The sequence below is a fragment of the Cupriavidus lacunae genome (genome assembly GCF_003353055.1).
GTDB classification, from domain to species: Bacteria; Pseudomonadota; Gammaproteobacteria; order Burkholderiales; family Burkholderiaceae; genus Cupriavidus; species Cupriavidus lacunae.
Map to the genome: position 1 here is coordinate 194,182 of NZ_QKWJ01000004.1, position 12,243 is coordinate 206,424.

At 66.0% G+C, this 12,243-nt stretch carries 12 protein-coding genes; 8 read left to right on the forward strand and 4 right to left on the reverse strand.

Annotated features, from left to right (window positions below):
* Positions 1-77: 77 nt before the first annotated feature.
* The 4 genes from DN412_RS05825 (at position 78) to DN412_RS05840 (ending at position 4,070) form a co-directional block, all read left to right on the forward strand.
* Entirely contained in the window at positions 78-1,406 is a 1,329-nt protein-coding gene (locus tag DN412_RS05825) for an MFS transporter (RefSeq protein WP_115013636.1), read from the forward strand.
* A gap of 41 nt (positions 1,407-1,447) precedes the next feature.
* Positions 1,448-2,293: a transketolase gene (locus DN412_RS05830; protein WP_115013637.1), complete on the forward strand. Its 846-nt coding sequence runs from the start codon at positions 1,448-1,450 to the stop codon at positions 2,291-2,293.
* Positions 2,290-3,300, forward strand: a complete 1,011-nt coding sequence (locus DN412_RS05835) for a transketolase family protein (protein WP_115013638.1) — start codon at positions 2,290-2,292, stop codon at positions 3,298-3,300. Before DN412_RS05830 ends, DN412_RS05835 begins: the two co-directional genes overlap by 4 nt.
* A gap of 182 nt (positions 3,301-3,482) precedes the next feature.
* Positions 3,483-4,070 (forward strand): hypothetical protein, encoded by a 588-nt coding sequence (locus DN412_RS05840; RefSeq protein WP_115013639.1) that lies wholly within the window; start codon positions 3,483-3,485, stop codon positions 4,068-4,070.
* 73 nt (positions 4,071-4,143) lie between these two features.
* Here DN412_RS05840 and DN412_RS05845 read toward each other — a convergent pair whose 3' ends face one another.
* Genes DN412_RS05845 through DN412_RS05860 form a run of 4 tightly spaced genes read right to left on the reverse strand, consistent with a single transcriptional unit; the run spans position 4,144 to position 8,145 of the window.
* Positions 4,144-5,229: a VWA domain-containing protein gene (locus tag DN412_RS05845; protein ID WP_115013640.1), complete on the reverse strand. Its 1,086-nt coding sequence runs from the start codon at positions 5,227-5,229 to the stop codon at positions 4,144-4,146.
* Positions 5,226-6,236: a DUF58 domain-containing protein gene (locus DN412_RS05850; protein WP_115013641.1), complete on the reverse strand. Its 1,011-nt coding sequence runs from the start codon at positions 6,234-6,236 to the stop codon at positions 5,226-5,228. Before DN412_RS05850 ends, DN412_RS05845 begins: the two co-directional genes overlap by 4 nt.
* On the reverse strand, positions 6,214-7,227 hold the full coding sequence (locus DN412_RS05855) for an AAA family ATPase (RefSeq protein WP_078199760.1): 1,014 nt from the start codon (positions 7,225-7,227) through the stop codon (positions 6,214-6,216). The genes DN412_RS05850 and DN412_RS05855 overlap by 23 nt, the downstream gene beginning before the upstream one ends.
* Before the next feature lie 12 nt (positions 7,228-7,239).
* Entirely contained in the window at positions 7,240-8,145 is a 906-nt protein-coding gene (locus DN412_RS05860; RefSeq protein ID WP_115013642.1) for a S1C family serine protease, read from the reverse strand.
* 72 nt (positions 8,146-8,217) lie between these two features.
* Here DN412_RS05860 and DN412_RS05865 point away from each other — a divergent pair, with 72 nt between their 5' ends.
* The 4 genes from DN412_RS05865 (at position 8,218) to DN412_RS05880 (ending at position 12,243) form a co-directional block, all read left to right on the forward strand.
* On the forward strand, positions 8,218-9,282 hold the full coding sequence (locus DN412_RS05865) for a VWA domain-containing protein (protein ID WP_115013643.1): 1,065 nt from the start codon (positions 8,218-8,220) through the stop codon (positions 9,280-9,282).
* Between the two features lie 96 nt (positions 9,283-9,378).
* Positions 9,379-10,881, forward strand: a complete 1,503-nt coding sequence (locus DN412_RS05870; RefSeq protein ID WP_161563985.1) for a PAS domain-containing protein — start codon at positions 9,379-9,381, stop codon at positions 10,879-10,881.
* On the forward strand, positions 10,796-11,530 hold the full coding sequence (locus DN412_RS45440; RefSeq protein ID WP_115013645.1) for a sigma 54-interacting transcriptional regulator: 735 nt from the start codon (positions 10,796-10,798) through the stop codon (positions 11,528-11,530). The genes DN412_RS05870 and DN412_RS45440 overlap by 86 nt, the downstream gene beginning before the upstream one ends.
* A 251-nt stretch (positions 11,531-11,781) precedes the next feature.
* Positions 11,782-12,243 carry a (2Fe-2S)-binding protein gene (locus DN412_RS05880; RefSeq protein WP_208647566.1) on the forward strand — a complete coding sequence of 154 codons (462 nt, stop codon included), beginning with the start codon at positions 11,782-11,784 and terminating at the stop codon, positions 12,241-12,243.

A 12,243-nucleotide genomic window follows, 5' to 3' on the forward strand; every position in this document is an offset into this window, starting at 1 on the left:
AGTGAAGCCGCCCGCAGAGGCGGCACATCTGACAGCCGGTGCGCCACCATGCGGCGCAACCAGGCAGGAGACAACCAATGAAGACCAAGTACGCGGCTTCGCCCATCGGCGGCGAAGCGACGCTGCACGCCGATTCCGCCACCATCGAGACCCGCACCTACGCCAGGGTGGTGAAGCGGCTGATCCCGTTCCTGATGCTGTGCTACCTGGGCGCCTACCTGGACCGGGTCAATGTCGGCTTCGCCAAGCTGCAGATGCTGAGCGATCTGCAGTTCAGCGAGACCATCTACGGCCTGGGCGCCGGCATCTTCTTCCTCGGCTACTTCATCTTTGAAGTGCCGAGCAACGTGATCCTGCACAAGGTCGGCGCCAAACGCTGGCTGGCGCGGATCATGCTGACCTGGGCCGTGATCTCCGCCTGCTTCGCCTTTGTCAGTACGCCAACCCAGTTCTACATCCTGCGCTTCCTGCTGGGCGCGGCCGAGGCCGGTTTCGCGCCCGGTGTGATCTTGTACATGACTTACTGGTTCCCGTCCGAGCGCCGCGCCAAGGCTTTGTCGCTCTTCTTCATGGCGATCCCGCTGGCGGGCATCGTGGGCGGACCGCTGTCGGGCTACATCCTGCATGCCTTCCACGGCGTGGGCGACCTGGCCGGCTGGAAGTGGCTGTTCCTGATCGAGGCACTGCCGTCGCTGTTCCTGGGCGTGGCCATCCTGTTTTATCTGGACAACGGCATCGACCAGGCGCACTGGCTCACCGACGCCGAGAAGGCGTTGCTCAAGCGCAATATCGAAGGCGACAACGCGCAGAAGACGCAACACATGTCGATCCGCGCCTTCATGGGCGACCGCCGGCTGTGGCTGATGGCCGGGATCTACTTCTGCGTGGTGCTGGGCCAGTACGGCCTGACTTTCTGGCTGCCCACGATCATCCGCAAGGCCGGCGTGGCCGATCCGCTGTGGGTGGGTATCTACACCGCGCTGCCGTATCTCTGTGCCATCGTGGCGTTGCCGCTGGTCGGCATGAGCGCGGACCGCCACCGCGAGCGCCGATTCCACCTGATCGTGCCAATGGTGGTCGCCGCCGCCGGGTTTGCCGCCTTGCCCATGCTGGGGAGTGTCAGCGCATCGCTGGTGTGCCTGTGCATCGCCGCGGCCGGCATCCTGGCCTCGTCCTCGCAGTTCTGGGCGCTGCCCACTGCGCTGCTGGGCGGCATGTCAGCCGCAGCGGGGATTGCCGCAGTCAACTGCGTGGCCAACCTGGCCGGCTTCTTTTCGCCCGCCATCGTGGGCTGGCTCAACGACCTGACCGGCAAGTCCACCGCCGGGCTGGTGTTTATCTCGGCCACCGTCGTCTTCGGCGCGATGCTGGTCTTCCTGGTACCGGCCCGGTCCGTGAACCGCTGATGCCCTTTTCTTTGAAACTCCAATCGTTTGCAGGAGACACCATGCAACAAACTACCACCGACAAGGCCGTGTCCTTGCGGGAACGCGCCTACCGCATCCGCCGCAACGCCTTGCTGATGGGCGAAGTCCAGGGCCAGGGCTATATCGGCCAGGCGCTCGATATCGCCGACGTGCTCGCCGTGGCCTACTTCGACGCCATGCGCTACCGCCCGCAAGACCCCGAATGGGAAGGGCGCGACCGCTTCCTGCTGTCCAACGGCCACTACGCCATCGCGCTGTACGCAGCCCTGCTGGAAGCCGGCATCCTGCCCGCCGAAGAGCTTGAGACGTATGGCAGCGACGACAGCCGCCTGCCGATGTCGGGCATGGCCAGCTACACGCCCGGCATGGAGATGTCCGGCGGCTCGCTGGGGCAGGGCCTGACCATTGCCGTGGGCCGCTGCCTGGGGCTCAAGCGCAAGGGCTCGGACAACTTCGTCTACACGCTGATCTCCGACGGCGAGCTGGACGAGGGCGCGATCTGGGAAGGCATTCTCTCTGCCGCCCACTGGAAGCTGGACAACCTGATCGCCGTGGTCGACGTCAACAACCAGCAGGCCGACGGTCCCTCCACCCAGATCATGGCGTTCGAGCCGCTGGTGCCCAAGCTGGAAGCGTTCGGCTGGTTCACGCAGCGCGTGGACGGCAACGACATCGACGCCGTGGCCGCCGCCTTCCGCGCGGCCCGCGAGCACCGCGGCGCGCAGCCGCGCATGATCATCTGCGATACGCGCATGGGGTGCGGCGTGCCGTTCCTCGAACAGCGCGAGAAGAACCACTTTATCCGCGTGGATGCCCACGAATGGCAACTCGCACTGCAGGCCCTGGAAGCCGGGAGACAAGCATGAGCAAGACCAACGCAACCACTAACACCAAGCCGAAGCTGAAGACCTCGGCAATGATCGCCTCCATCGCCGGGGAAGGGCAGGCGACCAGATCGGCCCCGTTCGGCCACGCCCTGGTAGAACTGGGCCGGCACAAGCAGAACGTGATCGGCATGACCGCCGACCTGGGCAAGTACACCGACCTGCATCTCTTTGCCCAGGCCTTCCCGGAGCGCTATTACCAGATGGGCATGGCCGAGCAGCTCCTGATGGGCGCCGCCGCTGGCTTCGCCCACGAGGGCGCGCAGCCCTTCGTCACCACCTATGCGGTGTTTGCGACGCGGCGCGCCTATGATTTCATGCACCAGACCATCGCCGAAGACAACCTCGACGTGAAGATCGTCTGCGCGCTGCCAGGGCTTACCACCGGCTATGGCCCCAGCCACCAGGCCGCGGAAGACCTGGCGCTGATGCGCGCCATGCCCAACATGACCGTGATCGACCCGTGCGACGCCATCGACATCGAGCAGATGGTGCCGGCCATCGCCGCCCACAAGGGGCCGGTGTACGCGCGCCTGCTGCGCGGCAATGTCCCGGTGGTGCTGGATGAGTATGACTACAAGTTCGAGCTGGGCAAGGCCAAGCTGCTGCGCGACGGCGCCGAAGTGCTGGTGATCTCGTCGGGCATCATGACGATGCGCGCGCTGGAGGTGGCCAAGGCGCTGGAGGCTGATCGTATCGGCGTGGCGGTGCTGCACGTGCCGACCATCAAGCCGCTGGACACCGAGACCATCCTGCGCGAGGCCAGGCGAAAAGGGCGCCTGGTGGTGGTGGCCGAGAACCATACCGTCATCGGCGGGCTTGGGGAGGCGGTGGCGACAACGTTGATGCAAGCGGGCGTCTCCGTGCCGTTTCGGCAAGTGGGGTTGCCAGACGCCTTCCTGGATGCCGGCGCGCTGCCCACGTTGCACGATCGCTATGGCATCTCGGCGAGCGTGATGGGTGAGGCGATCAAGGGGTGGATTGCCTAGCAACCTGCTTTGCCCGCTGCCTGTCAGTGGGCGCCAGCCGTGAATCTGGCGTGAGAAACGAAAGGGCAGGCGGATGCCCTTTCGTCTGCTATGGTTAACAGGCCTGTTCGGCCAACGCGTCAGCCTTGTGCCGGCGCCGCCGGACGACGGTATGCGACAAGATGGGAGTCAAGGAGAACGACATGAATCCCGGCAAGCTGATCGTGGCGGCCGCACTTGCGGCCGCGGCCTGTGCGGCGATGGCACAGCCCGAAACCCGCGTGGATGTCGTGTCGGGCGTGGGCGCGTCCAAGACAACCGGCACGGTCAGGGCCACGGCTACGGTGGTGGCCATCGATGCCGCCACGCGCACCGTTTCGCTCAAGACCAAGCAGGGTAAGGTCACCGACGTACAGGTGGGCGACGACGTGCGCAATTTCGAGCAGCTCCGCGTGGGCGACAAGGTCAACGTCGAGTACACGCAGGCCTTGTCAGTGAGCCTGACCAGGCAGAGCGGCATGCGCTCCAGCACCGAACGTGAGATCGCGGACCGGGCCGCACCTGGCGGCAAGCCCGGCGGCATGGTCGGGCGCGAGGTGATGGTTACTGCCGATGTGGTGGCGGTCAATGCCAAGACCGGCATGGTGACGCTTAAAGGGCCCAGGGGCAGGATGGTGGACGTGCATGTCGAGGATCCGAAGCAACTGAAGGCGGTTCGCCCCGGTGAGCAGGTGCAGGCCGTCTACACCGAAGCCCTTGCCATTTCCGTCACGCCCAGGCATGCCCGCTGAGCGGCCGCGGCTGGCATGCCATCACCATCGCGCTGCCGTTGGCGCTGGCATTTCCCTTTCGGCCGCGTTTTCCCTACATCACCCGCCCGAACCACCACAGCGACAACAGCCCCGCACAGGCCGCCAGCAACGCGCCCAGCGCGGCGAAGAGCGCGGTGATCTCGACCTGGCTGCGCTTGTCGAATGCCAGCCTGGCGTTGAGCGCCCGGTACACCTTCTTCAGCTCGGCGGCATCTTCGAGTCGAAAGTACTCGGCCCCGGTTGCCTCGGCGACTTGCTTCAGGACTTTTTCGTCCAGCCTGACGCGCGCCGACCAGCCGTCGGCCGACAGCACCACGCCTTCGGTCGTGCCGACGCCCACGGTGTAGATGCGCACGCCGTGCGCGGCGGCAAGTTCCGCCGCCTGGATCGCGGCGGGGCCGGCGTTGCTTTCGCCGTCGGAGAACAGGACGATCGCACCTGAAGCATAGGAGCCGGGCGCCACGGCGTCGTCGTCGGGAGAAGCCAGCCCGCCAGGCGCGTTGCCGGACGGCCGTGATTTCCTGGGCGGCGGCATGTCGTCGTTCATGAGGCGCTCGGCGTCGGCGCCCGCCTGCGGCAGCAGGGTCGTGAGCGCGATGAGCAGGCCGTTGCCCAGGGCGGTGCCGCCTTGCGGCTGCAGACGGTCGATCGCCGTGGCCACGGCTTCCCTGGCGCGGCTGGGGGCCTGCGCCACGGCGGCGGTGCCGGCCACCGCGACCACCCCGACACTGACGGCGGCTGGCTGTGCGTCCAGCAGGACTTTGGCTGCCTGCTGGGCGGCGCGCAGGCGGTTGGGTTTGACGTCCTGCGCCCGCATGCTGCCGGACAAGTCCAGTACCAGGATCAGGGTCTCGATGCGCGAGGGCAGCATCATCACGGCCTGGGGACGGGCGATGGCGACGGTCAACGCGCTCAGCGCCAGCAGGGTCAGCGCGGGTGCCACGTGGCGGCGCCAGGGCGCGCCGCCCTGGATGGCAAGGCCGGCGGTCTTAAGGGCAGGGTAGTGCACAGGCGCGCGCCGCCGGCGCCGGTCCAGCCAGACATAACCGGTGGCCAGTATCAGGACGAGCGCGAACAGCCACAGCATGCCAGGCCACAGGAAGCTGAAGACGGGCAATCGGCTCACCGCATCGGTCACGCCGCCCCCTTTGTTGCTCCCGCCACATTTGCCTCTCTGGGGGCGCCTTGTCGGCGGCGGCGCTCGCGGGCGAAGTTCAGCAGCGCCAGGTCCAGGCGGGCGTAGGTCGACAGCGTCAGGCACTCCACGCCGGCCCGCGCAAAACCCAGGCGCAGTTCGGCTTCGCGCGCCTCGGCGGCGGCGGCAAAGCGCTTCCGGAAGGCGGGGTCATGCGTGTCGACAAACATCTGCTCTCCGGTTTCGGCATCCTGCAGCACGACCAGTCCCAGGTCGGGCAAGGCCGTCTCCAGGGGATCGACCAGCCGCACGGCGACGACTTCATGACGCCGGGCCAGCATGCCGAGGGACGTTTGCCAGCCCGGGGCGCTGATAAAGTCAGAGACCACGAACATCACCGAGCGTCGTTTTGCGACAGCCCGCGCGCGCTCCAGCAGGTCGCGCAAGCGGGTGTCGCCCGGGGACGCGGCTGGCGTGGCCTGCATGCAGTGGAGCAGGTGCAGCAGCTGGCGACGCCCCGAGCGTGCCGGCACCACCGACGCGGCCGCGTCGGTTGCCCCGCCGTAGAGCACGGCGCCGACGCGGTTGCCATAGCGCGTCAGCAGCAGCGCCATGACGGTGGTGAAGTCGCTCAGCAGGTCGCGCTTGCGCACGCTGCCAGAGCCGAAGTCGATCGATCCGCTCAGGTCCAGCAGGAACCAGACCGAGATGTCGCGGTCTTCCTGGTACTCACGCACGTGGGGCGTCTGCAGCCGCGCGGTCACGTTCCAGTCGATGTGGCGCACGTCGTCGCCAGGGTGGTATTCGCGCAGGTCGGCAAGGTCCAGCCCAAAGCCACGAAACAGCGTGCGATAGTCGCCCTGCAGCAGGCCGTCGAGGCGGCGGACCACAGTCCATTCCAGCCGGCGCAGCAAGGCATCGGTCTGGCTTGCGCCGGCGCTGGCAGGCGCGCCGTCGGGTACGGCCTCGTCCGGGCCGTGCCGGCGCCTAATCCGCAGCCGCCCGAACATGGGATTCCAGCGGCCGCTCGGGGGCCGGCAGGGCCTGCGTGATGCGGATGATGAGCTGGTCGGCGGTCACGCCATCGGACATGGCTTCGTAAGAGAGCGACAGGCGGTGGCGCAATACATCGGGGACGAGGTCGGTCACGTCTTCGGGCAGGGCATAGTCTCGTCCGCGCAGGAAGGCCAGGGCGCGCGCGCCCTCGATCAGGCCGATAGTGGCGCGCGGACTCGCGCCGAAGGATACGTAGCGATCCAGGTCGGCCAGCCCGTAGGCGCCCGGTTTGCGCGTGGCCGCCACCACGCGCACCGCATACTGGACCAGGCTCGGATCGACATAGACCTTGCGGCATGCTTCCTGCAAGGCTGTCAGGTGCTCGGGCGTCGCGATCGGGCTCACGCTGATGCGGGGGCCGGTGACGCGGTTGACGATGACGACCTCTTCCTCCTCGCTGGGATACCCCACCAGGACCTTCATCATGAAGCGGTCGACCTGCGCCTCGGGCAAGGGGTAAGTGCCTTCGGTTTCGATCGGGTTCTGCGTGGCCATGACGAGGAAGGGCGCAGGCACCCGATGGGTTTCGCCGGCGATGGTGACCTGTTTCTCCTGCATGACTTCCAGCAGGGCGCTTTGCACCTTGGCCGGCGCACGGTTGATCTCGTCGGCCAGCAGCAGGTTGGTGAAGACCGGCCCGCGCACGGTGGAGAACTCGCCCGTGCCCTGGTTGTACATGCGGGTGCCGATCAGGTCGGCAGGCAGCAGGTCCGGCGTGAACTGGATGCGCTTGAAGGAGCCGCTCATGGTCCTGGCCAGGGTGTTGACGGTCAGGGTCTTGGCCAGCCCCGGTACGCCTTCCACCAGCAAGTGGCCACCGGCAAGGATGGCCACCAGCACTCGTTCGAGAAAGTGGTCCTGGCCCACCACCACGCGCTTCACCTCATACAGCAGGCGTTCCATCAGGTCGGCGCTGTCGACAGCGCCCCGGGCTTGGTCGTTCATGGGCCTCCGCGTCTAGAAAGGTGAAGATCCGATGGCTATGCCGGCGTTTTCGATCGTGGTGGCAAAGCCAATGCCGATGAAGGTGCCGGAATTGCCCGGGTTGAGGATGGCGGTGACGATCCCCACCACCTCGCCGTCAAGGTTCACCAGCGGTCCGCCGGAGTTGCCTGGATTGACGGCGGCGTCGAACTGGATGAGCTTGTCCAGGCGCAGCTTGTTGTCCGGCGACACGAACTCGCGGTCGAGTCCGGACACCACGCCGGCGGACACCGACGGGCCGATGCCGAACGGGAAGCCGACCGCGATGACTTCGGTGCCCGGCGCGAGATCCCGGCTGGAGCCGAGTGTCGCCGCGGGCAGGTCGTCGGGAATGGACTTGGCCTGGATGACGGCGAGGTCTTTCTCGGGGATCGCCTGCAGCACCGAGGCCTCGGACGTCTGACCGTCGTGGAACGTAATTTCCAGGCGCCGGGCGCCGGCGATGACGTGGTAGCTGGTGAGGATGACGCCGCGCTCGGTCACGACCACGCCCGAACCGATGTGCCGTGGTTCTGACTTGGCTTCGGGGCGTTCGCCAGAGGCGAGCTCATCGCGCGGGGTGGATGGGGACGGCGGGGAGGATTCAGGTGGCGTGGCAGGGACATCACGCCTGGCCTGGGGGGCGGAAGCCGCCTCCGCAACTTTCTCTGCCGGCGCAAAACTGCGAATTTCCACCACCGATTCACGCACCGCCTCTGCCGCCCTGGCCGTGCGCGATGGCAGGCTCTTGCTCTCCAGCGTGTGCAGCACCGCAGAGTCGATGTCGCGTTGCGTGAGCATGCGCTGCTTCGGCTGCAGCAGCCAGGCGGAACCCACCGCTACCGAGACAATCACCGCGACGGCTGCCGAGACCCATCCGTAGATCGTCACCCGTTTCATCGCAGCCCCCGGTCCCGTCCCGCCGTGGAAAATACAGTACCATCCTCTTACCCACGCGCCAAGGAGCAGGGGATGCAGTTTCTCTGGCCGCAAATGCTCTGGCTGCTGCTTGTGCTCCCGGTGCTGGCAGCCGCTTACCTGTACCTGCTCGCGCGGCGCAAAAAGGGCGCGGTGCTTTATGCAAGCCTTGCATTGCCCCGCGCCGCCCTGGGCCCGCGCCAGCGGCTGCGGCGCCACATCCCGCCCATGCTGTTCCTGCTTGCGCTGGCCGCGGCCCTGCTGGCCTGCGCCCGCCCCAGCGCCACCGTCACCCTGCCGGCCGACACCGTCACCCTGGTGCTGGCCATGGACGTCTCCCGCAGCATGGAGGCCACCGACGTGGCCCCCACCCGCATCAGCGCCGCCCAGCAGGCCGCCCGCGACCTGATCGTGGGGCTGCCGGCCAGCGTGCGCCTGGGCATCGTGTCCTTCGCCGCCACCGCGGCCGTGGTGCTGCCGCCCACCGACAACCGGCAGGACATGCTCGACGCGATCGAACGCTTCCAGCTACAGCGCGGCACGGCGACCGGCAGCGGACTGTTCCAGGCGCTGGCCGTGCTGTTTCCGGACGCCGGGATCGATCTGGAGGTGATCCTGTTCGGCAGCGCGTCGGACCGTTCCGGGCGCGGCACGTCGCTTGACGAGGCCGCCGCGGCCGACGCCGCCCGCAGAAAACGCGAGCAGGAGCAGCCGGCGGCGCAGCCCGGCTCCTACCGGCACGGCGCGGTGATCCTGCTCAGCGATGGCCGCCGTACCACCGGCCCGGACCCCATAGAGGCTGCGCGCATGGCCGCCCAGCGTGGCGTTCGCGTCTATACCGTGGGTTTCGGTTCGCCCCAGAGTGGCGCCGTGGCGGAGTCGAGCCTGTCTTTCTTCATGCAGCTCGATGAGCCCGCCTTGCGCGCGGTCGCGACCATCACGGGCGGCGAGTACTTCCAGGCAGGCTCGGCTGCCGACCTGACTCAGGTGTATCGGCAGCTCAGCGCGCGCTTTGCGCTAGAGCGCAAGGAGACCGAGGTGGGCGCATTGTTTGCCGGGGTCTCAGTGCTGCTGCTCGCGGTGGCGTGCGGGCTTTCGATGTTGTGGTTCCGGCGGTGAATATGAGCACCAACTGGTGATTGGTGAAATCTCGCCAGTGACGATATGCTGAACAACAGGTCAACGCTTTCACCGGTTCTCGCCGAGGGCTGCCTCATGAATGACTTCAGCAGGGAATCGCTGCAATGCACTCTGAATCTGATTCCGGCGCACATCTGGTACGCGGATCCGTCCATTTCCCTCACATTCCTGAATGAACGAAGCGCGGACTATCTGGGTCTTGCGAAGGACCATCCTCTTCGGTTCGGCATCGAGACAGGCGCGGCGCGGGACTCCCATCTCGCGTTTCTCCATCCGGACGATCGCGAGACCGCACGCAAGGTCTGGTCAGAGTGCGTCAGGTCGGGATCGGCAGGTGAAGTGACCTTTCGGATACGTAACGCTGAAGGCGGCTATCGCTGGTTCGTCAGTCGCGCCGAACCTCGCCGGGCGGATGATGGAACGCTATGTGGCTGGATTGGCATCAACCTCGATATCGAGGATCGACAGCGGGCCGAGTTCTACCTGGCGCAAGGTCAGCGCCTTGCGCATATCGGCAGCTGGGCATTCAACGCTGGCGGCTTTGAATACTGGTCCGCCGGGCTGTTTCAGATCCACGGACTTGAGCCGGGCGGCAAGGCGCCGAGTACGCCGGAATATATGGCGCTGGTGCACCCCGATGATCGAGACTTCGTGGCGCACGAAATGCAGAAGATGCTGGCAGAGCACCGTGGCTTCGACTTCACGAAGCGGATTGTGCGGCCCGACGGCGCCGTTCGTCATATCCGCTGCGTCGGTACGCCGGTGCCCGAAGGCGGGACTTTCCGGGGGTTCGTCGGAACCGGGATGGATGTCACGGAGCAAGAGCAACTCACGCAGGCGCTGCGCAAGAGCGAGGAGGAACTCCGGCAGATTGTCGATCTCGCGCCGCAACACGTAGGCGTGCTGGGCCCGAACGGCGAGCGCCTCTACGCCAACCGCACGGCGCTCGCCTATCTCGGCATTCGTCTGGACGACAGGTTGCACGCAACCATCGGATCTCACGTTCATCCTGACGATCGCGAACGGTTAATCGCGTTCGCAAGTCGTTTGTCGGTCGGTTCCGTCCCTGAGCTGGAGCTGCGCCTGCGCAAGCACGACGGAAGCTATCGCTGGTTCCTGGCGCGTTATAACCCGGTCTGCGACGAGCGCGGACGGCTGCTGCGCTGGTACGTCGCATGTACGGATATCGAGGAGCGCAAGCGAGCCGAGGAGAGGCTGCAACAGGAAAACGTGGCGCTTCGCGAGGAAATCGACAAAACCTCCGTCTTCGAAGAGATTGTCGGCACATCGCCCGCGCTGACGGTTGTGCTTGCGCGAGTTTCCAAGGTCGCAGCCAGCGATTCCACGGTACTGATCACGGGCGAGACCGGGACCGGCAAGGAGCTCGTCGCCCGTGCGATTCACCGGCGCTCGCGCCGCTCGTCGAAGGCATTCGTCGCGGTCAACTGCGCCGCGATACCTCGGGAGCTGATTGCCTCGGAACTGTTCGGGCATGAGAAAGGGGGCCTTCACAGGTGCCACCCACCGGCGACTCGGCCGCTTCGAACTCGCCGACGGCGGAACGATCTTCCTGGATGAGGTCGGCGAACTGATGCCCGACACACAGATCGCGTTGCTGAGGGTGCTGCAGGAACGCGAGTTTGAGCGCGTTGGGGGAACGGAGGCGATCCGTGTCGACGTTCGCCTCATCGCGGCCACCAATCGTGACTTGGGCGAAGCCGTGGCCGATGGAAGCTTCCGCCAGGACCTCTTCTATCGTCTGAACGTTTTCCCGGTTGAGATGCCGCCGCTGCGGGAGCGGATACAGGACATTCCCCTGCTTGCGGAGTATTTCATCGAGCACTACGCGCGCAAGGCGGGCAAAGCATTCAAGCGCGTCAGCAAGCGGACACTGAATCGCCTGCAATCCTACCCTTGGCCGGGGAACGTGCGCGAACTGCAGAACGTTATCGAGCGGTCCGTAATTGTGTGTGACGCTGAAGAATTCACGATCGACGATTGCTGGCTGCCAACACGACCACCGGCCGACAGCCGGCTCGCCCTGTCCGGCACGCTCGCTGCACATGAGAAGGCGATCATCGAGGACGCGCTGCGCGCCTGTGACGGCCGGGTCTACGGACGGTCCGGGGCGGCGACACGGCTCGGTATTCCGCGCTCGACGCTTGAATCGAAGATCCGCGCGCTGCGCATCGACAAGAGCCGCTTCCGGCAGCCGGCCAACAGTTAAGCTTGTACAGGAGTTCGCCATTGGCGAAAAATCGCCAATGGGCAACCTTAAAAGTCCCTTTAAATTCAATATATTGCCGTTGGCTTAGTAATTGCCTCAGACATCGTTCGACCAGTCGAGGGAACGGGCGAGACGCCCGGCATGATCTTCGAGAACCTTGACATCAGAGCCATGGCTGCGTCGCCAGGTATCCCGCAGGGCGACGCAGCGAAAGAGCGTTTACCCAACGCCATTAAGCGCGGAGGCGGACCGTGATCAAGCTGACAGTCAATGGGAAAATGCGGCAGGTGGACGTTGTCCCCGACATGCCCCTGCTCTGGGTGCTGCGGGACGAGCTGGGCATCACGGGGCCGAAATACGGCTGCGGCATCGCGCAATGCGGCGCCTGCACGGTGCATATCGACGGCCAGGCGGTGCGATCCTGCCAGATGCGCATCGGCGACCTCGGGAAGCGGGCGGTGACCACCATCGAAGGGTTGGGCGCGAAGTCCCTGCATGTCGTGCAAAGGGCCTGGATCGAACATCAGGTGCCGCAGTGCGGTTACTGCCAGTGTGGGCAGATCATGCAGGCAGCGGCGCTGCTGGCGGCCAATCCGAAGCCATCGGATGACGATATCAACACAGCCATGTCCGGCAACCTGTGCCGCTGCGGTACCTATGAGCGTATCCGTACCGCGATCCACGCGGCCGCCGCCAAACTGTCGGAGAAGTGA